At 44.7% G+C, this 24,138-nt stretch carries 23 protein-coding genes; 5 read left to right on the forward strand and 18 right to left on the reverse strand.

The features are described 5' to 3' along the window. Positions 1-4: 4 nt before the first annotated feature. The gene (locus IRE19_RS11615; RefSeq protein WP_203340498.1) at positions 5-667 is read right to left on the reverse strand and encodes a Dph6-related ATP pyrophosphatase; all 663 of its coding nucleotides are present in this window, start codon (positions 665-667) and stop codon (positions 5-7) included. A gap of 224 nt (positions 668-891) precedes the next feature. Here IRE19_RS11615 and aldA point away from each other — a divergent pair, with 224 nt between their 5' ends. Continuing rightward, positions 892-2,340 carry an aldehyde dehydrogenase gene (aldA, locus tag IRE19_RS11620; protein ID WP_203340499.1) on the forward strand — a complete coding sequence of 483 codons (1,449 nt, stop codon included), beginning with the start codon at positions 892-894 and terminating at the stop codon, positions 2,338-2,340. A gap of 102 nt (positions 2,341-2,442) precedes the next feature. Here aldA and fumC read toward each other — a convergent pair whose 3' ends face one another. The 6 genes from fumC to IRE19_RS11650 form a co-directional block, all read right to left on the reverse strand. Next, the gene (fumC, locus tag IRE19_RS11625) at positions 2,443-3,825 is read right to left on the reverse strand and encodes a class II fumarate hydratase (protein ID WP_191715458.1); all 1,383 of its coding nucleotides are present in this window, start codon (positions 3,823-3,825) and stop codon (positions 2,443-2,445) included. An 81-nt stretch (positions 3,826-3,906) separates the two neighbouring features. Beyond that, entirely contained in the window at positions 3,907-5,406 is a 1,500-nt protein-coding gene (locus IRE19_RS11630) for a UDP-N-acetylmuramoyl-L-alanyl-D-glutamate--2,6-diaminopimelate ligase (protein ID WP_203340500.1), read from the reverse strand. Positions 5,407-5,598: 192 nt separating this feature from the next. Further along, a complete protein-coding gene (floT, locus tag IRE19_RS11635) occupies positions 5,599-7,131 on the reverse strand; it encodes a flotillin lipid rafts scaffold protein FloT (RefSeq protein ID WP_203340501.1) in 1,533 nt (510 codons plus the stop codon). 1 nt (position 7,132) lies between these two features. Beyond that, positions 7,133-7,690: an NfeD family membrane protein gene (locus tag IRE19_RS11640; RefSeq protein ID WP_203340502.1), complete on the reverse strand. Its 558-nt coding sequence runs from the start codon at positions 7,688-7,690 to the stop codon at positions 7,133-7,135. Between the two features lie 116 nt (positions 7,691-7,806). Continuing rightward, positions 7,807-8,520 (reverse strand): hypothetical protein, encoded by a 714-nt coding sequence (locus tag IRE19_RS11645; RefSeq protein ID WP_203340503.1) that lies wholly within the window; start codon positions 8,518-8,520, stop codon positions 7,807-7,809. An 83-nt stretch (positions 8,521-8,603) separates the two neighbouring features. Then, positions 8,604-9,161 (reverse strand): P-loop NTPase family protein, encoded by a 558-nt coding sequence (locus tag IRE19_RS11650; RefSeq protein WP_203340504.1) that lies wholly within the window; start codon positions 9,159-9,161, stop codon positions 8,604-8,606. A 236-nt stretch (positions 9,162-9,397) separates the two neighbouring features. Here IRE19_RS11650 and IRE19_RS11655 point away from each other — a divergent pair, with 236 nt between their 5' ends. Beyond that, positions 9,398-9,598 (forward strand): cold-shock protein, encoded by a 201-nt coding sequence (locus tag IRE19_RS11655; RefSeq protein WP_006830093.1) that lies wholly within the window; start codon positions 9,398-9,400, stop codon positions 9,596-9,598. A gap of 235 nt (positions 9,599-9,833) precedes the next feature. Here the strand turns inward: IRE19_RS11655 and IRE19_RS11660 are convergent, their stop codons facing one another. The 6 genes from IRE19_RS11660 to IRE19_RS11685 all read right to left on the reverse strand — a co-directional run bounded on the left by IRE19_RS11660 (position 9,834) and on the right by IRE19_RS11685 (position 16,977). Continuing rightward, positions 9,834-11,483: a serine hydrolase gene (locus IRE19_RS11660; RefSeq protein WP_203340505.1), complete on the reverse strand. Its 1,650-nt coding sequence runs from the start codon at positions 11,481-11,483 to the stop codon at positions 9,834-9,836. Between the two features lie 108 nt (positions 11,484-11,591). After that, on the reverse strand, positions 11,592-12,050 hold the full coding sequence (locus tag IRE19_RS11665) for a GNAT family N-acetyltransferase (RefSeq protein WP_203340745.1): 459 nt from the start codon (positions 12,048-12,050) through the stop codon (positions 11,592-11,594). Continuing rightward, the gene (locus tag IRE19_RS11670; RefSeq protein WP_191715451.1) at positions 12,050-12,502 is read right to left on the reverse strand and encodes a hypothetical protein; all 453 of its coding nucleotides are present in this window, start codon (positions 12,500-12,502) and stop codon (positions 12,050-12,052) included. Before IRE19_RS11670 ends, IRE19_RS11665 begins: the two co-directional genes overlap by 1 nt. A gap of 214 nt (positions 12,503-12,716) precedes the next feature. Beyond that, on the reverse strand, positions 12,717-15,335 hold the full coding sequence (locus IRE19_RS11675) for an MMPL family transporter (protein WP_203340506.1): 2,619 nt from the start codon (positions 15,333-15,335) through the stop codon (positions 12,717-12,719). 3 nt (positions 15,336-15,338) lie between these two features. Beyond that, positions 15,339-15,782: a MarR family winged helix-turn-helix transcriptional regulator gene (locus IRE19_RS11680; protein ID WP_191715449.1), complete on the reverse strand. Its 444-nt coding sequence runs from the start codon at positions 15,780-15,782 to the stop codon at positions 15,339-15,341. 112 nt (positions 15,783-15,894) lie between these two features. Then, positions 15,895-16,977: an AI-2E family transporter gene (locus IRE19_RS11685; RefSeq protein WP_203340507.1), complete on the reverse strand. Its 1,083-nt coding sequence runs from the start codon at positions 16,975-16,977 to the stop codon at positions 15,895-15,897. 146 nt (positions 16,978-17,123) lie between these two features. Between IRE19_RS11685 and IRE19_RS11690 the strand changes: the two genes are divergently transcribed. Continuing rightward, positions 17,124-17,954 carry an undecaprenyl-diphosphate phosphatase gene (locus IRE19_RS11690; protein ID WP_203340508.1) on the forward strand — a complete coding sequence of 277 codons (831 nt, stop codon included), beginning with the start codon at positions 17,124-17,126 and terminating at the stop codon, positions 17,952-17,954. Positions 17,955-18,031: 77 nt separating this feature from the next. Here IRE19_RS11690 and IRE19_RS11695 read toward each other — a convergent pair whose 3' ends face one another. From IRE19_RS11695 to IRE19_RS11705, 3 genes are all read right to left on the reverse strand, one after another. Next, positions 18,032-19,159, reverse strand: coding sequence for a CAP domain-containing protein (locus IRE19_RS11695; protein ID WP_191715446.1), 1,128 nt, complete (start codon positions 19,157-19,159; stop codon positions 18,032-18,034). A 310-nt stretch (positions 19,160-19,469) separates the two neighbouring features. Further along, a complete protein-coding gene (locus IRE19_RS11700) occupies positions 19,470-20,303 on the reverse strand; it encodes a DUF368 domain-containing protein (protein ID WP_191715445.1) in 834 nt (277 codons plus the stop codon). 96 nt (positions 20,304-20,399) lie between these two features. Then, positions 20,400-21,470 (reverse strand): NAD(P)H-dependent flavin oxidoreductase, encoded by a 1,071-nt coding sequence (locus IRE19_RS11705; protein WP_203340509.1) that lies wholly within the window; start codon positions 21,468-21,470, stop codon positions 20,400-20,402. A 142-nt stretch (positions 21,471-21,612) separates the two neighbouring features. On the opposite strand from IRE19_RS11705, the gene IRE19_RS11710 reads away from it, so the two are divergent. Further along, on the forward strand, positions 21,613-21,873 hold the full coding sequence (locus IRE19_RS11710) for a hypothetical protein (RefSeq protein WP_191715443.1): 261 nt from the start codon (positions 21,613-21,615) through the stop codon (positions 21,871-21,873). A gap of 41 nt (positions 21,874-21,914) precedes the next feature. Here the strand turns inward: IRE19_RS11710 and IRE19_RS11715 are convergent, their stop codons facing one another. Beyond that, positions 21,915-22,763 (reverse strand): VOC family protein, encoded by an 849-nt coding sequence (locus IRE19_RS11715; protein ID WP_203340510.1) that lies wholly within the window; start codon positions 22,761-22,763, stop codon positions 21,915-21,917. 130 nt (positions 22,764-22,893) lie between these two features. On the opposite strand from IRE19_RS11715, the gene IRE19_RS11720 reads away from it, so the two are divergent. Then, positions 22,894-23,223: a winged helix-turn-helix transcriptional regulator gene (locus IRE19_RS11720; protein ID WP_203340511.1), complete on the forward strand. Its 330-nt coding sequence runs from the start codon at positions 22,894-22,896 to the stop codon at positions 23,221-23,223. A gap of 82 nt (positions 23,224-23,305) precedes the next feature. Here IRE19_RS11720 and IRE19_RS11725 read toward each other — a convergent pair whose 3' ends face one another. After that, on the reverse strand, positions 23,306-24,067 hold the full coding sequence (locus tag IRE19_RS11725; RefSeq protein WP_203340512.1) for an STAS domain-containing protein: 762 nt from the start codon (positions 24,065-24,067) through the stop codon (positions 23,306-23,308). Positions 24,068-24,138: the final 71 nt, after the last annotated feature.

A 24,138-nucleotide genomic window follows, 5' to 3' on the forward strand; every position in this document is an offset into this window, starting at 1 on the left:
GTGATCACTCCTCTGAATGAAGTTTCACTTCCAATATCCCGTAGTTCCCTGCCTTGATTTTTTCACCGAATATGACTGGCACCGGTTCAACGAAAATTGGGCCATCTACAATCATCGTATGGAACTCCCCTTCTTCACCGCAGACATCCACACCTTCCGCTTCCAATTCATCTATCAATTCATCAGTGAATTCACGTCCCAAAAAACGCTCATCCAAGCGCTTTGTATCGACTACTGTAATGACTGCCCGAAAACCTTCGTCCACCAATTCCTTTACAATCTTTCTTCGCGGCTCTTGCCATAGAGGGTGTCTGACACTCATGTCTGCTTCTGCACTGACTTTTTCCACCCACTTCAAATGGTCTTCCAAATCGATATCGCCGTAAACTCCCATATCAATTCCTTGGGCTTTAAATTTCTTCAGTTGCTTAATAAATTCCTTTTCATAACCAGACCAGCTGGCTTTCCCGATGACTAAAGGCAAACCCATCCGCTCTGCCTGTGCCTCCATGACTTCAATCGGCAAGCCGTGCGACCGTGATTTGGAGCCATCTTCTTCGAACATGGTAAACAAGGCAAGCGGCACATGCCCTTCCAACACGGCGCGGTAATAGGCAAGCGCTGAATCTTTCCCGCCGCTCCAAGACATAACAAATGTTTTTTGCATAATGCACCTCTTTTTTCTGATTCGCTGTTACTGTAACTAATTCGTCACAGCTTGATTGAAACCCTTTTAAACAGTCCTTTTTTAATCTGCCCATACGAAGGAAATCCTTTTGTCTCCATCCGCTGACTCTTTTTAGCATTCTGGTTTCCCTTCTATTGAGACCTTGTCTGTTTAACACAGTAAAGCACAGGGAAAAGCTTATTAAACACAAAGGAGGCAGACTCATGCAACAACATGAATTATATATAAATGGAACGTATACAGACTCCACCGGAACAGAATGGATCGACATCATCAACCCTTCGACAGAAGAAACCATTTCGCAGATTCCTAATGGAACAAAAGAGGATGTCGACCGCGCTGTAAATGCCGCGTTCGAGGCACAAAAATCTTGGGAGCTCCTACCCAATATCGAACGCGGTAAAATTGTCCGTACATTGGGAGATAAAATCGCAGAAAAACGCGATATATTCATTGATTTGCTGCAGGAAGAACAAGGAAAAAGCTATGAATTGGCGAGCGGCGAAATCGATCTTGCCATTGACTATTTCCATTACATGTCCGAATGGGCACGACGGATCGAAGGCGAAATCGTGCCAAGCGACCGGCCGAATGAAAACATCTTCATCTACAAAAAGCCCATCGGCGTCGTAGCAGGAATTGTTCCTTGGAATTTCCCGGTTTTCATATTGGCCAGAAAAGTAGCAACAGCTTTTGTTACCGGTTGTACAATCGTCTTAAAACCAAGCCAGCAAACGCCAAACACCGCCATGGAATTCACAAAAATCATTCATGAAATGGATGAAATTCCGGCAGGTGTCTACAATGTCGTGACTGGAACAGGATCTGAAATCGGCAATGCACTGGCTTCACATGAAAAAGTACAGCTCGTCACCATGACCGGCAGCGTCCCAGCAGGAACCAAAGTAATGGAGGCCGCCGCAAAGAACATCACCAAAGTCAATTTGGAATTGGGTGGCAAGGCTCCTGCTATCGTTACCCAAAATGCAGATCTCGATCTTGCAGCTGAAGCCATCACAACCTCCCGACTGGCGAATAATGGGCAAGCTTGCACAAACGCCGAACGGGTCTATGTCCATGAAAGCATTGCGGAAGAATTCACGAAAAAACTAACGGCCGCTTTCGAATCTAAGACTTTGGCAGACCCGCGGAAGAACAAAGAAGCGGACATGGGACCGCTTGTCAGCCAGGATCGGCTTGATACCGTGCATGATATGGTCAAACAGGCAGTGAGTGAAGGCGCAACGGTCGCTATCGGCGGTGAACGCGACGATAGCCAACCCGGCTTTTTCTATAAACCGACAGTTTTGACAAATGTGGAGCACGATTCGGCGATTATCCGCGATGAAATTTTCGGTCCTGTATTGCCTGTCACCACTTACAGCACATTGGAGGAAGCCATCGAAAAAGCCAATGATACAGAATTCGGCTTATCTTCAGCAGTCTACACAAACGACCTGAACGAAGCCATGAAAGTCGTCAATGAAATGAAGTTCGGCGAAACCTACGTAAATCGCGAAAACTTTGAAGCGATTCAAGGCTATCACGCCGGCATGCGCAAATCCGGACTTGGCGGCGCCGATGGCAAACACGGCATGGAGGATTTCCTGGTCACGCAAGTGGTCTACATGCAGTATAAGAACGGACAGTAAAAACACCATAAAACACTCTTCTTTTTTCAGGAGAGTGTTTTATGGCGTTTAAAAGAGCGCATTAAAAAGCGGCTGGAGAAATTCCAGCCGCTTTGTGTTTTTTTATTTTCCTACCATGTTCTCCGGTTTTACCCATTCGTCAAACTGATCCGCAGTCAAATGGCCGCTGTTCACAGCAGATTCTTTTAATGTTGTGCCATCTTTATGGGCTTGTTTAGCAATCGCCGCAGCTTTTTCGTATCCAATATGCGGATTCAACGCCGTTACCAGCATCAATGAATTGCTCACGTGATTTTGAATAACGTCCAGATTAGCTTCAATGCCCACTGCACAATGATCGTTGAAACTGATCAAGCTGTCTGTCAACAAACGGACAGATTGCAGGAAGTTGTAAGCAATGACTGGTTTAAAGACATTCAATTCGAAGTTTCCTTGGCTTGCGGAAAAACCGATTGTTGCATCGTTGCCCATTACTTGAGCTGCTACCATCGTCAATGCTTCACTTTGTGTCGGATTGACTTTCCCTGGCATGATGGAACTTCCCGGCTCATTCGCAGGAATGGTGATTTCACCGATTCCGCTGCGGGGACCGCTTGCCAACCAGCGTACATCGTTGGCAATTTTCATTGCATCCGCTGCCAATGCTTTAATGGCTCCGTGCGTGTAAACCATTTCGTCGTGACTTGTCAGTGCATGGAATTTGTTTTCTGCTGAAGTGAAAGTAGTTCCAACAGCTTCACTGATGAACTCAGCAACTGATGGGCCGAACGTTGGATCCGCATTGATGCCTGTTCCAACTGCTGTACCGCCGATTGCCAATTCACGCATGTGTTCAACGCTTTCGCGAATCATGCGTTCACTCTTTTCAAGCATGTGTCTCCAGCCACTGATTTCCTGGCCTAATGTTAGAGGTGTCGCATCTTGTAAATGCGTGCGTCCGATTTTGATGACGTCATTGAATTGTTGTGCTTTTTCATCCAATGTTGCTTTCAGCTTTTGAACAGCCGGCACAAGGTTTTCAGTCACTGCCAAAACGCCTGCAACGTGCATTGCAGTCGGATACGTATCGTTTGAACTTTGGGACATGTTCACGTCGTCGTTTGGATGAAGTTTTTCTTCAGAATTTTGTTCTGCCAAAATTTCATTTCCACGGCGTGCCAGAACTTCGTTCATGTTCATATTGGATTGTGTGCCGCTTCCTGTTTGCCAAACGACCAATGGGAAATGATCATTCCATTTGCCTTCGATCACTTCATTCGCTGCAAGTTCAATCGCTTTCATTTTTGCTTCTGATAATTTTCCAAGTTTATGGTTTGCTTTAGCTGTCGCTTTTTTCAATTGAGCAAAAGCCATAACGACTTCATGCGGCATGCGTTCCGTACCGATTTCAAAGTTCTGTACGCTGCGCTGTGTTTGAGCGCCCCACATTTTGTCCGCTTCAACTTGAATTTCACCGATGGTATCTTTTTCTGTACGATACTGCATTCCATTCACTCCAATTCTGATATCTATGTATCCTTCTCTTCTATATAACCACATTCAGCCGCCAAAAAGCGACCTTTGCAGTTAAAATTCACTGTTTTTGCTGCTGAAAAATTCTTCGATAATCGCTTCATCCGAATGCGGAATGTATTCTCCTCTGACAATCTGCGCACCATTGATCGAGCCGCTCGACAGCAAAATAAGATCACCTGGTCCACTTTCCTTTAAAGCTGCCAGAACCGCTTCCCGCCGCGAATTGGCTGTCAGCACTTGTTGTTTATATGGAATGGTGAAGCCTCTCAGTACGGCATCAATCACAAGAGCAGGTTCATTATGCCCAGGATGGTCGACTGTCACCACAAGGATGTCGGCTTTTCCTTCAGCAGCTTTCGCCATCTTGGGCATTTTTGAAAAATCCCGTATGCCGATGCCTGCGATCAACGCAATCAGCCGGTTATGCGATAGTTTTTTCACTTCTTCAAGAACCGCGGCCAACGCAACCGGCGTATGGGCATAATCCAAGACGATCTTCCGATTGCCGGGACCGTGGATCATTTGGAAACGGCCTTCGACTTGAGACATTTTCGGCAGGACTGCCAGAATATCCACAAGCTCAATTCCCGATAAAAGAGCCGTTCCAACAGCGGCTGTCAAATTGGCCGCATTGTATTCACCATAAAGCGGAACATGGACCGGCCATCCCTGGCCCTGGTAGCGAAGTTCAAAATCCAGTCCGGAATCAGATGATTCGCATGCTGTCCAAATCAAATCAGCACCAGAATCCAGCTGGCTGCTGTAAGTTAAATGCGGATAATCGATAGTTTCCAAAATTTCTTTAGACATTCCTTCATCGTCAATATTCACCACAGCGGCATTGGACTGCTTAAATAATAAAAGTTTCGATTGAAGATAATGCTCAAAGGTTTTGTGGTATTCCAGATGCTCTTCCGAAATGTTGGTATGGATGGCCACATCAAAACGGATGCCTTCCACCCGTTTTTGATCCAGTGCAATAGAAGAGACTTCCATAGCAACAGCTCGAATGCCGCCGGTTACGAACTTTCTGAAAATCTGATGGATGTCGGATGAGATCGGGGTGGTAGGTGTACTCTTCTGGAACGGAATCTTTCCTGCTGCCCCTAAAATTCCGGTTGTTCCAATAAATCCACAAGAGACCCCAAGAAGGTTGAACAGATTATAGACATACGTGGCTGTCGTTGTTTTTCCGTTCGTTCCTGTGACGCCTATCTTCAGCAAATTTGTTTGAGGGGACTGATAAAAGAAATCGGCTAGATAAGCGAGTGCTAAACGGACATTTTCAACTACCGCAAAAGAAAGATCAGGATGCTTTTCAGCATAATCAGCAAGCAGTATAGAATTGGAACCAATAATCGTTGAGGCTCCGTTTGAAATGGCTTCATCGATATACAAGTGCCCATCGGTATTTTCTCCGGGCACACAAAAGAAAGCACAGCCTTTGACTACTTGCCTTGAATTATAGGCAATGGAACTGATTTCCGGCTTGTCAGGACCGTACTGCGCAATTATATGAAAAGATGGAATGCTGGTAAGTGGTATCTCCATAAAAAAGCTCCTTACGTAAAATATGTCAAATACCTATAGTTTCACAGGAATATGTATCATTATTCTATCATTTACATAAGACACAGCAAATATTTAAGCTGTTTTTTCTGAAAATAAGTTATTTTCCGTTTTTTCAGCAATATAAAAAGAAACTTCCATTCAAATGTTCTCTGAATGGAAGCTTCTTTTTCTTTACTTTACTTCAAGTTCTTTTGTCGGTTGATCCTTTTCAGCCAACTCATACCGCAATTGCTCAATAGTTTGTGCATAATCCGTCTTCCCAGTTAAGTTCTCCAGCATTTCCCGCACGTCGATGCCTGATGATTCTTTCAACGTCTCTTGTAAAGTCGACATCAGATTGGTTGCATACGAAGTGACTTTATTGGCGCCTCCGCCTTCACCACTTCCTGTATCCACAACGGTGATCTTGTCGATGTTGGCAAGCGGACTGGCGATTTCTCTTGCATATTCCGGCAGCATTTTGACGATCATATCAAGTGTGGCTGCCTGGCCATACATTTCAAATGCTTCAGCAATTTTCCGTTTCGCTTCCGCTTCTGCCAAACCACGCAGCCGGATAATGTCCGCTTCGGACTCCCCTTGTGCACGCTGTGAGTCCGCACGCGCCTGGCCGTCCAAACGAATTTTTTCTGCATCGGCTTTCGCCATCGCTTCAACACGGTATTTCTGCGCATCCGCATCCGCCAACTGTTTCGATTTCTCTGCTTCAGCTGCCTGTTCAACCGAATAACGGTCCGCATCCGCTTTTTTCTTCACTTCAGAATCGTATTGGCGTTCTCGGCGCTGAATTTCTTTTTCTTCCAATTCGATTTGCTTCTGGCGCTCAATGATTTGAATTTGCATCTCCTGCTCAATAACTTCCTGCTTGGCTTTTGCAGTTTCAAGTTCATAAGCCTGATCGGCACGGGCTTTCGCACTATCCTGCTCGCGTCGGTATTCAGCAACCTTCAACAAGTTCTCTTTTTCCGCTTCAGCAATTTCCGTCGCGCGTTCAATTTCAGCACGTTGCGCATCTTTTCCAGCTTCAGCCCGCTTGATGCGCGTCTGCATTTCGGATTCCGCGGTTGAAATATCGGCATCTCTTTTCACTTGAGCGATTCGTGCTTTACCCAACGAATCCAAATACCCGTTTTTATCACGAACATCTTTGATGGTGAACGAAACGATGATCAATCCCATTTTCGCCAAATCGTGTGAAGCGACACGCTGCACTTCTTGTGAAAACTTATCGCGGTTCTTGTAAATCTCTTCAACTGTCATGGAACCCAGTATCGAACGAAGATGGCCTTCAAGTACTTCTTTCGCTTCGTTTTCCCGGTCTTCTTTTGATTTCCCTAAAAATTGCTCGGCAGCCGTGGCAATTTCTGATATGGATCCGCCGATTTTGATGATTGCTGTTCCATCTGCCATAACCGGCACACCTTGCTCGGTATACACTTCGGGTGTCGTCACTTCCAGTTTGCTCGACAATAAGCTCAAAGGAGCCGCCTGCTGGAACACCGGAAGCAAGAAGGTCCCTCCGCCTCGTATAATTTTAATGCGGTTTCCTGAATCATCTGTATGAACATTCTTCGATCCCAAATAACTTCCGGTTACAATCAATGCCTCATCCGGTCCAACCGTCTTGTATTTGGTGATATAAACTCCGACAATCGCCAATATAATAAATGCAGCAATTCCTAATGCGATCCAGCCCATTTCCATCCTAAGTCCCCCTTGTCATTTTCATTTCTTTCGTAAAGTCCAACGGCTCATAAGCCTGGACATACAACGTGCCTTCATTCACTTCGATGATCAACACCTTTTGATCTTGGCCAATGGCTTCATTGTCATAGCCCGCCGCACGCTTTGAAATCATTCCTGCATACGTCTCCAAAACCACTTCTCCATAGCCATCGACAGGGATAGGGATGATGACATTGGCCACTTGTCCAAGAAGCGACTCATCTGAATAGGCAATTGAAGATTCAGCAGAAGACAAGGGCAATAAAATAAATAGATAAAGCAATAAGTCCAACACTATTGCAGCCATAGCCGCCATTCCCAACACTGCCCATTCATTAAACGTTGTAGCCGTCTCCAGTAAAAAACCAATCGCAGCAGTAAATGTGATAAAAGCCAGAATCACTGTCGGGTTGAACACCGGCAGGGCGTCTCCCAAGTCTGCAACGTCTCCGAAAAAGACATACAATACAGTCAATGCGCCGGCTCCCAACAGGATATACATATACAGCTGCTCCATGGACAAGCCAAAAATCAACATTCCAAAACCTCCCATTCCAGTAAACGTATTACCATCTTACTTATTAATACGAATATAATAGGAAGAAGTTTCAGAATTCTTTTGAATTTGTTCTGAAATATAAAAAACCCGTTCTTTTACAGAACGGGTTTAGCGAATTGAAGTTCATGAAAACCATGTACGAGCTGAAAACCGATGCCCACGTAGCCTTCATTAAGCAATTCCTGCTGTTTTTCCAGATGATCCATTTTCACTGTCATATGGTCAGTGTAATGGACGTCCGGAACCTTGAGGTCCTTGACCAGAATGTAGCGTTTTAATCCGGCATACTTCTCTTTCAAGGCAGCAATGTGCATAGCTTGCGTAAACTTATCTTTCAGGCTCGGGATATTCATTGGTGCCACCGTACAGCATACATAACGGAATTCTTCTTCAAGGTTCGGCAGTTCCTTCATTATCACTTCCGCTAATTTCTGCTGGAGGCGATTTCCTCGATACTCCGGCAGAACCACTGATATTTCCTGGTAAATCACTTTGTGCAATTCTTCCGGGGGGAGGCCGATATCCCAGCCCAGGTGTTCTTCATCGATTTCAGGAATCAGCAAAGCCCTAAAGCCGATCAGCTCTTCTTCGACGAAAGCTCCTACCAACAGTCCCCGTTCATTTAGGATAAACAGGAATTCTTCAGTACTTAAAGCTTGAAGTGTAGCTTTTTCAGGAAGCGATTCAATCACTTTTTGTTGAACTTGTTCTATTACAGGCAAATCTTCCAAATACAGCCGCTTCATAGAAAAAGGAAGTTTTTTATGAAGCACTTGGTTCGTAATTGTGCCTTCATGCAGCAACTTCATCAGCCATTCTCCTCCGTATCGTTATGTAACTTCAGAATACCACTTCCCACTATGAACGTCTTTAAGTTTTTTCAATTACCTTATTAATTGAAACCATTGTCCTTGTAAAGAGAGGCAGGCATCTCCGCCATTTTCTCCAGATAGCCATTGATTTGTTTCTGATTCCGGAGAAAAACAACTTTATGATGAGGACTTTCTTCTATAAATTGCACCATCCGTTTTCTCATTTTGACTTTGCGGGCACTGTATGTAGAAATGATGAACGTCAAAAACTCTTTATCCAGCTTTTCCGGACAGCCAAGCGCCATATCAGGGCGGGTTTTCCCTTGATTGGCAATTCGGCGTTTGACCACCCGATACAGGCAAACGGCTAAAGGCAATTCTAAATAGATGAGGGTGTCCGCCTTTTCACTTCGTATTTCATAAGTGCCGGTGTAGTTCCCTTCGATGATCCAACGGTCCTCTTTCACCAACTGCTGCTGTTTTTCACTAAATTCTTTTTCACTGCTTTCAATCCATCCCGCCTTCCAAAAGTAAGAATCCAAATGATGGACCGGAATGTTCTTTTTTTCCGATAACTTCCTCGCAAAGCTTGATTTGCCAACACCCGCCGATACCCCAAGCACCATAATTTTCTTCAAAACCATCCCCTCCTGCTTCTGTTTCTTTTGGTTTTTTCATTATAATCCAACATGGAATTTATCCGTATCAAAAAGAATATTCGTTAATCACTTGCAATATCTGTATACCCATGTTATTCTAAGGAAGAATTATTTTTGTTCGGATAACTTTTTACAAAGTGTCAGATGTCCATCTGCAAGATTTGAGCAAGGATAGTAATACAATGTATGCTTACGCATACGAGGAGGAAACACACATGGAACAAGGTAAAGTGAAATGGTTTAACTCAGAAAAAGGATTCGGCTTCATCGAACGCGAAGGCGGCGACGATGTATTCGTACATTTCTCTGCAATCCAAAGCGAAGGCTTTAAATCACTTGACGAAGGTCAAGAAGTAACGTTTGATATCGAGCAAGGCCAACGCGGTCTTCAAGCTACTAACGTTCAAAAAGCTTAATTTCAACTTATCAATGAGCTCTTCTTCGGAAGAGCTTATTTTTTTGCGTTTTTTACAATGCCGTTCCCTTCATTCTTTCTCCATTAAAAAACGGCAGTTGCGCAAAACAGCAACTACCGCTTTCCATTCCCCTTAATTCAACCAAAAATAAAGTTGGAAAACACCAAAAATCAAAATACATGTTGCCAGCGTCCCGAAAACGATCGCCAACGCCAATTTCTTTCCGGTCATACTTTCACTCCTTTTCAATTCTCAACTCTTGTATAGTTTCCACAATATCATAGGCTCCCGCGCTTTTATTTGATAAAACCGTCAGGATGCTGCCGTCTGCCGGATAATATGCCGAATGGAAACTGGCCCCTGGGTCATAGCCCATCACATGATATTTTAGAACGCCTTCTGCTTTCCTTTGAATCCACATGCCATAGCCGTAATCGCCGTCTTCTCCCGAAGCGCGGATCTCGAGCATCGCCTTCACCATGTCTTTCCCCACTAAATGGCCTTCCATTAATGCATACCAGAAATTCGCCATATCACCTGCTGTGACATAAGCGCCTCCGTCAGCTCCTCCACGGATTGGAATAGCGTAATGGTTAGTCCGCCATGCACCTTCCTCTTCGATATAGCCGAAAGCCGTTTGGCCTGGCAGACGGTCCAGACGGAAATAGCCTGAATTCAGCATGTTGGCAGGACCAAAAATCCGTTCCTGCACCACATCGGTAAACTCACTTCCCGTTAATTGCTCCACAATGAGCCCAAGTGCGATAAACCCGGCATTGTTGTAATGGAACCGCTCGCCAGGCTGGAACATCATCGGCTGATCCTTGAACAAGGGAATAAAATCGGAAGCCATCTGCATTAAATACATAGGCTGCTGTTTCCATAGATCTTCGAAATCATCCATGACCTGTTCATCAAAATAATCCGGTATGCCGGATGTATGCGTCAATAATTGATGGATCGTGACGTTAAAATTCGGAAACGTTTGCGGCAGCAGCTCGGACAACCGGTCACTGAAATTCAGTTTCCCTTCCTCCACCAATTGGCATACCGCAACAGCGGTGAAAAGCTTACTGCCTGACGCAATGCCAAAGCGAGTGTCTATGGCATTCGGCCTTTCGTCTGCACGATTAGCAAATCCTCTTGCAGCTGTCCAAGTCTCTCCTTTTTGGAGGTAGGCGACACCCGAGAAATCGATTTCATCCATCTTATCCATAATCGGATTGACCGGCTTCTGCTGCCCAAATCGCCCTTCTTCAGTAATATCAATCTGGCGTCCATCGGATAACTCTATCGAAAGCGGATGTGTTTCGCTTTTCTGCTTTGAAAAATACCACGTACGTTTAGGTGCCACTAAGATGATATACGTATGTCCACTGCCAAGAAAGTTCAACGATTTCGGGTCGATCCCTTTATTGCCGCGGACCGGAATATCCATACTTTCGATTGCTTCACCGACTTCCTCGACATCCGGTGTGGTGATGCTCACTTCACTGATATCGAGCAGTGAATCGACAGTGAAATTGCCCATACGGTCGACGCTGCGGCGTGCGATAAACTCCACGACATTCCCTGCAGGATCTTGAAAATAAAACGCATCGGCATCGAAATTGGCATAAAAAACTTCATCCATGCCTTCCTGGCGATTTAAAGTTACACGCTCACCGGCCCACCATTTAGCGAGTGTAAACTGATTGCCCGGAATATTCAGGGCAAAGTGATAGACAGCCGCTCGTTCAGATTCACGGAAAACCAATTGAGATTCTCCAATTGACAGGGTAAAACTGGTTTCATCTTCTTCCACAATCCGAAAACCTAATTGATATTCATAGAACCCCTTCATGTCTTCTAACTGGTTTGTGTACAAGGTCACCTTTTTAAACATGTCCTCACTCCTTGCCTTTAGCATACCGAAAAATCGGATTCATTACCTCTTTTAACCACAAAAAAAGAAGAGCAGAGCTCCTCTTTTTTTGTTGGCGTACTATAACCTTTACTTACTGATGGAATACCGAAGCCTGACCATGTCACGGCATTCAATGCCGTTTTCAAAAATCGGTTCCCGATAATTTCTCCTGAAAAAGTCAGGATCGATTGCATGGAGGCGAAAACCGCATTTCTGATAAAGAGCCAGCTGGCCCAGACTTGAATTGCCGGTACCAATTTCCACGAACTCAAAACCTCGCCGTGCCGATTCTGCCAAAGCATGCTGAAGAAGCTGCCGCCCATAGCCCTGGCCTCGCACGCTTTCCGCAACCGCTATATTCTTAATTTCCACTGTAGTCTCTGACAAAGGAAACAAGACGTATACGCCCACTATCTCACTTTTTTCTTCAGCAACCACGCTCCAGCCGGATGCACAATAAGCACGCACCAATTGTTCTAAAGGGTCCGCTTCCAATAATAGATCCATCGGCAACGGTTCAGAAACTTGCAACTGACGAAATTTCATCATTTCTTTTCTTTAAAGCCCTGATCAAGCAAGTAATTTTCAGCATCATCAAACGTTCCGAAGCTTTCTTCGAGGTTTTTCCCTGTATAGACATTCCAGAACGGTTCTTCGTAGACCAAATCCAATTTCACGTTATCGCGGCTGACCCACGTCTTGTCATACGGCGGTTCCGGTTCTAAAGATAAATAATCCAACGAATCGGCTAAAACGCTGCGCAATTCTTTTTCGGAAAAATCACGGATATTGACGAAGCCTTTTTTATCCACTTCATACTGCGGCAAGTTGCCTACATAGACAAAACCATTGCCCGTTGGATGCAAATGATAGACGACGATTTTCTTATCGTACAAACTCTCTTCATAATGGAAGTTCACGCGTTTCATCGATACGTCTTTTCTCGTCAATTCCGGAAAAGATTCAATGATTTCCAGTTTTTGCTCAAATGTTAACAATCTCATTACCTCATTTCGTAGTTTCATTTATTTCATCAAAAACCTTAGTTAAGATCCAAGACATAAATCTGTCAGCTATATACTGAAACTCGCAGAAATATATGGTTACACCCGTTTCGCATTTTCAATTACCATTTAGTATACCACGACCTGCGCCATCCCACATCCATAGAAAAAAGCTGCGCGAACGCAGCTCTTATCAACTATAGTCCTGTTATTTTTTCTTGCCGAACGGCCACCAGACGCCCCGGTCAAAGGATACTGAAATCGCCGGTATCAATAGCGGCAGCACAATCAGTCCGTACAGCAGCAATCCGGTGATGACGATCGTTGCAATCTGCACCAGGCTTAAGACGCCAGATGGCATCATGGCACCGAATGTACCCGCCAGAATAATCGCTGCCGTAATGATGACAGTTCCCATCTTCGCCATCGATGTACGCATCGCATCGCGGACTGTGATTCCGTTAAATGATTCTTCGCGGAACCGGTCAAGCAGGAAGATCGAATAATCGACTCCCAACGCCACCAGCATAACAAAGCCGAAGAACGGCACTGCCCAGCTGATGCCATCATAACCAAGACCATTTACAAAGATCAATTCCGCAATGGAAATCGAAGTATAATACGTCAGCAAAAGCGATCCGATCATATACAATGGCATAATCAATGAACGGAAAAGAATTGCCAGGACAACGAACAAGCTGATCAGCATGATGACCACCGTATTGGTAAAGTCATTGGAGGATACTTCTTCTAAGTCACTGTTGATGCTGGAAATTCCACTGAAGGCAATTTCCGCTTCTTCAAGCGGCGTTCCTGCTGCAGTGCGTTCAACCGTTTCTTTGATTTCAGAAGTGATGCCGATCGCTTCATGAGAATAAGGATCCTCTGATAAAATCACTTCCATCATCATTCCGGTGCCGTCCGCAAATGAATAACGATCGAGAACTTGTTCAAAGTCCTCGCTTTCCAGCGTTCCTTCCGGAATGAATAAACCGGTGTCACGCACAGCTTCACTGTCGCTCATTTCCTGCATCATTTCAACAACTTCTGTTAAGCCGTTTTGTATTTCAGCAAGGCCGTCGTTCGATGCGCCTACGCCTTCTGCCAGCTGAGTTAAGCCGGCACTAAGCTCTGCTGTTTGGCCAGCTGCTCCAGCCAGGCCTTGTTGAATTTCCGACAACCCGCCGCTGATTTGTGTTAATGCACCAACCGTTTGAGGGATGTTGCCAGTTACTTGCAAGCCTTGTGAAACTTGGCCTATTTGTTGGTTGATCTGGCCAAGCCCTGCAGCGGCTTCATTCAATCCCCCTGCATTGCCTGCTTGATCAGCAATAGCACTTAGGTTGGTCTGGACTTCTGTAAGCCCCGCTTGCACTTCGCCTAGTCCATCACGTGCCTCGCCCAAGCCATCTGCCATAAGGCCAAGTTGATCATCCACGTACAATTCATCAATTACGTCGCCTGTCGGACGTGTAATCGATCGAACCGTTTCAACGCCATCAATTTTTTCAATTTCTTTACTTAACATTTCGAAATAAGGGACAGTCGACCGATCCGTCAAGGCATCATCTGATTTGACGATTACTTGAACCGGCAGAGAATCTCCTTTTCCAAAACCTTCTTCAATTGCGCGAAGGCCTTTCACCGATTCGTATTCCGAACCGATTTCATCTACCGTATTAAAAGATAAGTCATTGTCATACGTAAACAACAACGGCACAGTAATCACTGCCACTACCAGCATCGACAATAATGGACGATTGATCGACAGCTTGCTCATGTTGATCCACAATTTGCTGTCGCTGTGGGACGCTGTTTTCTTCGAAGGCCAGAATAATTTTTCTTTCAAAAGAGACATGAAGAACGGCACAATCGTGTAAAGGACCAGCAATAAGACAAAGATACCGACTGCTACAGCCACTGCTGATTTGAAAATCGGGAATTCAGCAAAGCCGATGGCAAAGAATCCGATAAACACGGCTACACCACTGATCAGCAAAGTCCGTCCCGCAGTCTTATACGTATTGATGATCGATTGCTCGACACCATGTCCAGCCGATAATTCTTCTTTATAACGGCTCAACAACAGGATACAATAGTCTGTTCCTATTCCGAACAGAATCGCCACCAAGAATATCTGTGTATAGTTTGACACTGGGAATCCGAACCAATCGATGAAAAACGCTACGATTGATTGGCTCAATAAATACGAAATCCCGACTGCCACAAGTGGAATGAACGGCGTTACGATTGAGCGGAACACTGCCAGCAATAACCCGAAAATCAAAACGACTGTTATGATTTCCGTACGCTTTAACCCTTCCTGAGCACTGATGTTGACGTCGTTGTTGATGATGGCTTCTCCAGTCAGATAGGCTGTCATGTCTTCAGGAATAATCGTTTCCCTGATTGTGTCAGCCACGGCATTCACTTCTTCGTCCGTACCGTCAACCGTAACCGGCATCAATACCGTTTGGCGGTCCTCCGAAATCAGTTGCTCTTCCAATTCTTCGCTTTCTACGGGATTCAATACACTGGTTACAGGATCTCCCAATGCTTCTATGTCCGCAACCATCTGCTCGAGCGTTTCCCGCATCGAATCTGTTAGTTCACTTTCCAAAGGCATGACAAGCGAGATGGTTTGATCTGCAGCATCCGCATCCGTCAAAATTCTTGAAGCAATTTGCGAAGACGCTTCATCCGATAACTGGAATGACCCGGCTTGTTCCGCCTGCTCCGTTAAATTGGGCGCCAGCAGGAATAAGACGACCGTCAACACAATCAAACCGATTGCAATCGGCCATTTAAATTTCAATACACTCTTCATGTATTACACTCCATCCATTTTTATAATTGTTTTCAGCTTCCGGAAAATCGTTAGAAATTGATCTATTTCTTCGTCCGCAATATTTTCGGATATCAATTTCTCAATGTAATCCGTCAACACTTTCTCCAGTTCCATCAAAATTGCCTGCCCTTTATCCGTGAGCTCCAGCATTTTTTCCCGACGGTCCTCAGTCTGGACAACTTGGATCACTTCTTTTTGCAGCAATTTCTTGATACGGCTGGAAATCGCACTTTTATGTACGGCTTGCAGTACGGCTAACCTTGCTGAAGTAACGCGCTTTTCCTTGCTGATCAACTTCAGCATTTGAATCTGCTCAGGTGAATATTCGTTCCATAAAGGATGGTCGACCGATTTGATGACCCGCTCGGTTCCATACATCATCACTTCTTGAAAAAGATCCACCGCTTCTTTTATTCGTCCATCCAAAGTAGTTTACCCCCTCAACCAATATTTATAGTTTAGGGGGTAAATCTTTCAAGGTCAAGCAGGATGTTTTTTCCAAAGAAAAAACCTGTGAATAGAATTCACAGGTTCTCTTTTATTCAATTTCGCGTGTAGCGGTGTCACGAATTTCACTGCGTCTCGCATAGATGTTCTTGGCAATCGTCTTGATAACAGCATATACAGGTACCGCCAAAATGATTCCCCATAATCCAGCGATGTTTCCTGCTGCCAAGATCAAGGTAATGACTGTCAATGGGTGGACGTCGAGTGACTTGCCCATGACGTTAGGGGTGATGAAATTACTTTCAATCTGCTGTGCAACCAGCATGATGATAGCGACGTAGACCGCCATGATTGGGTCTTGTACAAGTGCAATGATGATGGCCGGAATTACCGCAATATAGGGCCCTAAGAACGGGATAACGTTAGTCGCCATACCAATTAAAGCCAATAATAAAGCGTAATCCAGGTCAATGATCAAATAACCGATCAGCAGCATGATCCCCACAAGGAAACTGACGAATAGTTGCCCCTGGATATACGCCTGAAGGGTTTCGTCGATGTCATGCAATGTTTTCCGAATCCATTTTTTTCGTTCTCCTGAAAAGAAACCGGAAACAAATGGAACGAATTTCTTATGGTCAACCAAAAGGTAAACCAGGAAAAACGGAACCAACACCAATGTAACCACACCGGATATAAAGCTGCCAATGAAGGAAAGTACCCATCCGCCAACATCCCCGATCCGGTCACCGATTTGGCCAGTCATGTCATTCAACTGCTCTTCAATTGAACCCGGAAGACGGTCACGCTGATCGAATATGTATTGGCCATATTCTTCCACACTGTCAATTATTTCAGGTGCATTGTCCACCAATGTATTGATTTGGTCGGTGACAATCGGGCCAATCATGATGTAGAACAAGTAGAATACTAAGACAATCGCTAGAAGGACGGTCAAAACCCCTGCCCATTTCGGGAATTTCTTCTTCATTAAGAAATTCAGGACCGGTCTCGTCAAGTAGAATAAGACACCTCCTAACAGCAACGGAACAAATATTGTCCCTGCAATAATAAATAAAGGATCGAAAATTCCTTGTACTTCAATAAATAAACGAATAATGACTAAAGCTAGGATAATTCCTACTCCCACTTGAAACCAAAGCTTGTTCGTCAAACACGTCACTTCCTTTCTTTTCAATAGTATACCCAGTTTACCACGAAAATATGGTATTATATTTTTTATGTTGTTTTGAAGTTATTGGATAAAAAAGCGGCACTGATAGATAAAATAAGTACACAAGCAATGGAGGATTTTATTTAATGGATCAATTATGGCTCACAATCAAATTTTTGCTTCTCGGACTTTTCCAAGGATTAACTGAACCGATTCCCATCTCATCCAGCGGGCATCTGTTGATTGCCCAATACTTTTTGGATGTTCAAATTGAAGGAAGCGTTTCAACCTTTGCTTTACTGGTCAACAGTGCATCCCTTATTGCGGTTTTGATCATTTACCGCGATGACATCAAACGCCTTGTCGTCAACGGATTGAAATACTTCACTGTAAAAAATGCCGAAACAAAACGGGATTTCATGTTTGTGGTCTATCTTGTAGTCGCAACCATTCCTGCCGGGGTCATCGGCCTCTTGTTTCAGGATGCAATCGATGATAACTTGTCGACCATCTTGACAGTCGGTCTGACATTGATCGTAACCGGTCTTGGCCTTTGGTGGATCCGCAATATGCGCGGACAGCGAAAAGATGGCAACCTGACAATGAAAGACGCCATCATCATCGGCGGCGCACAAGCAGTTGCACTAATCCCCGGCATCAGCCGAAGCGGCGCTACGATTGTGGCGGCGATGGCACGGGGCATTAACCAGGAAACCGCATTGCGCTTCTCTTTCTTGCTGTTTATCCCCATTAGCTTGGGAGGTGCTGTTCTCAGCATCACAGATATCATCAGTGACGATAACCTGGGGTCTATGGCCGTTCCATACATCATGGCATTCCTTGGATCCCTGGTCGCTTCTTATTTTTCATTAAAATGGTTTATGAACATCATGGCAAAAGGGCAATTAAAGTATTTTGCCATTTACTGCTTTATCGTCGGCCCGCTTGTCGTCTTAGCATGGCTTGTATTGAATTAAAAAAAGCAGAAAAACTGAAAACTGTACGTATGTAAGCTAAAAAACAGGCTGCCAATTTCCATTGGCAGCCTGTTTTTCTATCGGTTAAAGAAATTTGCCGTGTAATAAGGTTGGTTCTCTGAATTGAAGGCAGTTCCGATGCCTAAATACCCAAACTCCGGTTTGACAATATTTTCACGATGGCCCATGGAATTCATGAGTCCTTCATGAGCAAAGATGCTGCTGTATTGGCCATATGCCAGATTCTCACCCGCTACATAAAATGCAATTCCATCTTCATTCATCCGGTCAAACGGCGACTGCCCCTTCAGGTTGGTGTGACTGAAGTATTGGTTCTCTGCCATGTCCTCACTGTGTTTTCGGGCCGTCACCTTTGTTTGTTCATCCCATTGCAACAGGGGCAAATCACGCTGAATCCGTGCCGAGTTGGTTAACTCGAAAAGCAGGAATTCATAACCTTCCCTTAACTCTTCATTCGGCTCAGCGTATATCTCAGAGCGTGCCTTCTCCAAATCTTCACGGATCACCTGCACCGCTGTCACCGTATCGCCTTCGTGGATATCATAAAAAACCGTAGTATACGTATTATCAGTTTTAAAAACATCGTATTCTTCACGTGTATCGAGTATATATTGAACATTTCCTTTTTGAAGGCTCTTCAGTGGGGCACCAAGCAAAGAACGGACTTCCGTTTTTGTGGAATCCATCGAAATGCCTTCCGTCGAAGAAATCAAATCCTGATTGGTGAACATCCCATTCACTTTGCCTTCTTGGTCATAGGACAGCAGCACATAGTTTTGATAATTTTGGTGATAGCTATGCCAGTCAGTGCCATACTCATTCTGCATCAACCGAAGCGGAAGGCCGACCTTTCCCTGGGCTTCCTCCTTATCCATGCCGAGCGTTACATTGTGAATGGCAATCAAAGAATCCGTTTCCACCAGTTCAGGCTTCGCTACAGCTTCCGGCAATTCAAGTGAGTTGGAAGCAATCAAAGACTGTAATTGGGCGCCGATGCGCGAAGTGAAATTTCCGGCTTCATCAAGAGCTTCAGAAACTTTCGGATCTTCGGTGATGTTCTCAATTGTCCGATCAACAGAATCCAAGAAACTTAAATCGACATATTCACCCACCGGTTCCTCCCAAATCGGGCGCGCAAAAAACACGGCCAGCAACAGAATCATCAACCAAAACAGCTTCCGCACACACATCACCTCTTATCCTACAGTTTAATCGCAAACACACCATCCATAAAGCAAAAAGCCTTTGTGCAAGAAAAGCGAGAGCGCCCGTGTAGATTTGACGGGCATAAGACAGGCTGGCGAAGCGGCGTTCTTTGCCGCATAGCCAGATTGGCTTATGACCCTAGAATCTGGGCGCTCGAGCTGGACAACAAGAAAAGCAGAGGCAGCCGATTGCTGAAGCTAACCTAAGTGCGCGACTTCCACGCTCCATTTTCATCTATACTAAAGAGCGGCCATCAAAATGATGGCCGCTCTTTTTCAAATCATCCATTTATACTTCTTCTGTAATGGCGGTCTTTTTAGGTGAACTAAAAAGCAAAGTGAATACCAAGCCCAGCGCAAATGTAATCAGGCTGGTGATAAGCGTAGTTGAATCTGCCGAGAATCCAGGGAATACCACAAACAGAGAACCTAGGATCAATCCGATAATGGCTGCGTAGGTAACGTAAGTAAAGTGTTCCAATAAATACTGGATCGCCTTACTGCTGACGATAAAGCCAACGATGACGCCTGCTCCGATCGCCATGGCAATCGGGATGTTCAAAGAGGATAGTGCATTAATGGCTGTCGAGTAAACACCCAACAGCAACAGGATAAACGAACCGCTGATGCCCGGCAACAACATTGCCATACTGGCCAACCAGCCGGAGAAAAACAGCAAAAAGAAAACCGGCAAGGTCAGGGATGTAATTGGCGCTAAATTTTCCTCAGTCGGAATAAAAGCAGTAACAGCCAATGCTGCTCCAATCACTACCAGAATAACCAAGTGGCGTGCAGTAAAGTTCTTTTTGACTTCCGCTTGTTTCATGATATAAGGAATAACGCCGATGATCAGTCCCATGAAGAAAAACTGTGTCGCTTCATAATGCTGCTCGAGCAAGTATTCAATGACACGGCTGAACAAAAGCAAGGTGATGGCGATTCCTGTGCCAAGAGGCACTAAAAACCCAAGATACTTTTTCCAGTCACGGCTGAAAAAGCCACTGATGGATTCCAATAGGCGATCATAAATCCCTAAAATAAACGCAATCGTTCCTCCGCTTACTCCCGGAATCAAATCACTGATTCCCATTAGAATACCACGGTATATATTCTTCCATTCCATTCGTCTAATCTCCTCATCTTAAAATCACTTTTATCAGTATATCATGAGGGAAATGGAAACTCGAGCTTCACTTAAATCATTTTTTAAAAGACAAAATTAACTTACGATGGCTTTTGCTTCTTCTATAATTGCTTCTACGATCTCGGCTGCACCGATTTCTTCAATCAGACTGCGTGTCGATTGCCCTGCCCATAAAGACATAAATTCAGGATTATGCGCTTTTGCGGCAGCCGTCCGAATGTCTTTGGTGATGGTATTTTGTGAAGGGAACGGCAGTGGATCAATTTTGCTCTGTTCGAATTCTTTAATAAATCGATTTTTAATGCCTCGTGCCGGACGTCCGGAAAAACTGTTGGTCACCACGGTGCTTTCCTCATTGCTATTAAATATAGCCTGCTTATAGGCAACATGTGCTCCAGATTCTTTGGAACCGACAAAACGGGTACCGATTTGGACTGCATGTGCCCCGAGAACCAACGAAGCGACCAGGCCCCGGCCATCGGTAATGCCTCCTGCGGCAATGACTGGAATTTTAATCGCATCTACTATCTGCGGAACCAATGCCATAGTGCCGATTTGCGCGCCTGCTGGATGATTTTCGAGTGAAAAAGTGCTGCGATGCCCTCCCGCTTCACTTCCTTGTGCTACGACAGCATCTGCTCCTGAAACTTCTGCCTGCAAAGCTTCCTCTACTGTTGTAACCATAACTACGATTTTAATTTGCTGTTCTTTGGCCATTTCCATCTGAACAGCAGACAAACAGCCGAAAGCTGTACTGATGATCGGCACTCCTTTTTCCACACAGATCGCGAACTGCTCCTCGCTCCAATCCGGCGATTGATAAGAAGACTGCATTTCCTTGATCTCCAGCTCCGAACGAAAAGGGCTTAACGCCTTTTGCACCTCTGCCAAACGGCTGAAATCATCGTTGACCGCCGCGGCAAAAATATTGACCCCAAACGGCTTTTGGGTTTTCGATTGGATTTCATCTATCGCTTGCCGCAATGCGTCCGGCGCCATGTAGGCAGCCCCCAACGTTCCAAGGCCGCCTGCATTGCTGACTTCAACAACCAGCTCGACCGTCGTTGGCCCTCCGGCCATTCCAGCCTGGATAATGGGATAATCAATATTCAATAAGCGGCAGATTTCTGTTTCTAAGTTAATCATGGATAGTCCTCCTGTCCTTGATCTCTCTGACTTTTTCTATTGCCTTCAGTATCCCGCAAACGGTAATATACAGCAATAGGGAACTTTTCTGCAGAATGCTTCGTTCTGTATAGTAAGTAAACATGAGAAGGCGGGATTTACTATGAAGGGATTCCTTTCACTTTTAGGCATCACTTTAATTGTTGGGGCATTTGGATTAATCCTTTTATCTTTCTATGGCAACCCTTTGGAAAAAGCGATCAGCCAAGAAAGAATGTACGCATATATTGAAACGAGACAAAACGACTTTCCGGAAGTACCGGAAAGAAATCAAGTAACTGCAGAAATTCCTGCTCAAGCAGCTTTTACGACTACCGCGTTTATGGCGATGGACAACAGTTGCGAAAGAGCGTCCCTGGAATGACAAAATCCGACTCGAAGCTCGAGTCGGATTTTTCTTTATAATTAAACACACAAACGGACAGCATTGCCTGATGGGTCTTTGGCTTCCCAATAGTCATCGTGGTCCACAACTTCAATTCCCATCGTCCGAAGGTTATCAACCACTTGGCTGCGCTTTTCCTCTTCCATGATCAATGTATAGTAATGCAACCCAGCTTCTTTCTCTGGCAACGCCGGAATGCCCACGCCATTCCAGACATTCATGCCGATATGGTGATGGTATTTCTGATCTGCCAGGAATAAAGCCTGCCCTCCCAGTCGAGACACTACTTCAAAACCAAGCCCGTCGACATAGAAGTTTTTGGCTTCGATTAAGTTGGAGACATGCAGATGGATATGGCCCATTACTGTTGCATCCGGCATTCCTTTCCAGGGTTCCGGTGTTTTTTGAGCTTCTTCTACCAGACCTTGAGAATCAATTGGATCTACTGTCATAGAAACTTCATCGTTACTCCAGTTCCATTGTTCCGGTCCACGATCACGGTAAATTTCAATGCCATTGCCTTCTGGATCTGACAAATACAACGCTTCACTGACGAGGTGATCTGAAGACCCTAACTGAATCCCCTGCTGATGAAGGTGAATCAGTATTTTCCCCAAATCTTCTCTTGTCGGCAATAAAATCGCAAAATGGTAAAGGCCTGCATAACGGCCTTGTTTCGGCGTTGCGCCTTCCATTTTTTCAAGCTTAAGCAAGATATTTCCGCCCGCTCCCAGCTCGACTTTCTGTCCATCTTCTGAAATAACATCTAAACCGATTACTTCCTTATAGAAACGTTTCATCTTTTCAATATCCATTACTTTTAACCCTACTTCACCGACATAAGTGACAGGCTTCTGATGAAAATCCATTTATATTCCTCTTTTCTTTTAGTTACTTTATGTAACCAATTATATTTATAAAACCATTGTATGTCAAGTAACTTAATTCCTTTAAAATATCTAGTATCTATGCTATTATAAGAGAAAAGGAGTGAGAAGTATGGATACTTCAGTCATTTGCCCCCGTTTCGAGACCGCTATTTCCCTTCTCAGCCAACGCTGGACCGGATTAATTATTTATCAATTGCTGTCAGGACCTCAACGCTTCAGCCATTTAACAGAAGTAATCGGCATCAGTGGCCGTCTGTTATCGGAACGATTGAAAAACCTGGAAGCCCAAGGACTCGTTATACGAACCGTGTATCCGGAAACACCTGTACGCATAGAATATGCATTGACCGAAAAAGGATTTTCCTTAAAGCCGGTTATGGATGAGATTCAGAATTGGTCACAAGTCTGGATAGATCCAGCAGAAACAACAAAAGTGTAAGTACCTTACAACCACACGGCATAATTTCATTTTAATTCAACAAAATAAGAGCTTATCCATTTCAATTGGATAAGCTCTTATTTTATTTTGTCTGCAGATACATGATGTGTTTCAAACCTTCATGGGCAGAACTGAATATCGGTGTCTTGCGGTCCAATTCGACAATCGACATGGCCAACTTCGGGCTGATGCCTACTAGAATGCACTTAGTTCCAATGAGATTTAAGGTATCCGTCATCATTTGGATCTGATACCGAATCTGGTGTTCAAATTCCTTGATGCCACTTAAATCAATCAAGACGTAGTCAATTTTTTTGTCGGCACATTCCGTTAAAACCGTCGCAATCAATTGATTCGTCCGGGCTCTGTCGAATTCTCCGATCAACGGCAAGGCAATCGTACTGTCCCAAATATTCAAGATGGGAATCGACAGTTCCTTGATCAATTGTGCACTGCGCTTCTGTTCTTCAGCCTGCATGGTAACATCCATCAGCATAACTACATATCCTTCCGGCTGGTTTCCGGAATTCATGATCGGTGTGATGACAATATCGGCCATCACCTGATTTCGAATGGTGATGCGTGTTCTGTGGGTGCTTTTCAGCTCCTGCATCACCTGTTTCTGATGCTGTGGGTGTGTATGGAAAGAATCCATACTCATGCCGATCATTTCTTCACAGTCTGACATGCCGTATAAAGGAGCAATTTCACTCATCAACCGGCAGGCTTCAGTATTCATCCACCTGATGGTATAGGAACTGTCCGCAATCATTATCGTTTCCCCAATGACGTCCAGGGCACTCAGCAAAAATATATTTTCCGGAATCTTTCCTATGGCTGGCATGCGGTTCCACCTTATCCTCTGTTTTCCACTAATTCGTGTTTACCTAGTATGCCACAGCAACATAAAGAATG

The organism is Planococcus beijingensis (assembly GCF_016820615.1).
Classification (GTDB): Bacteria; Bacillota; Bacilli; order Bacillales_A; family Planococcaceae; genus Planococcus; species Planococcus notacanthi.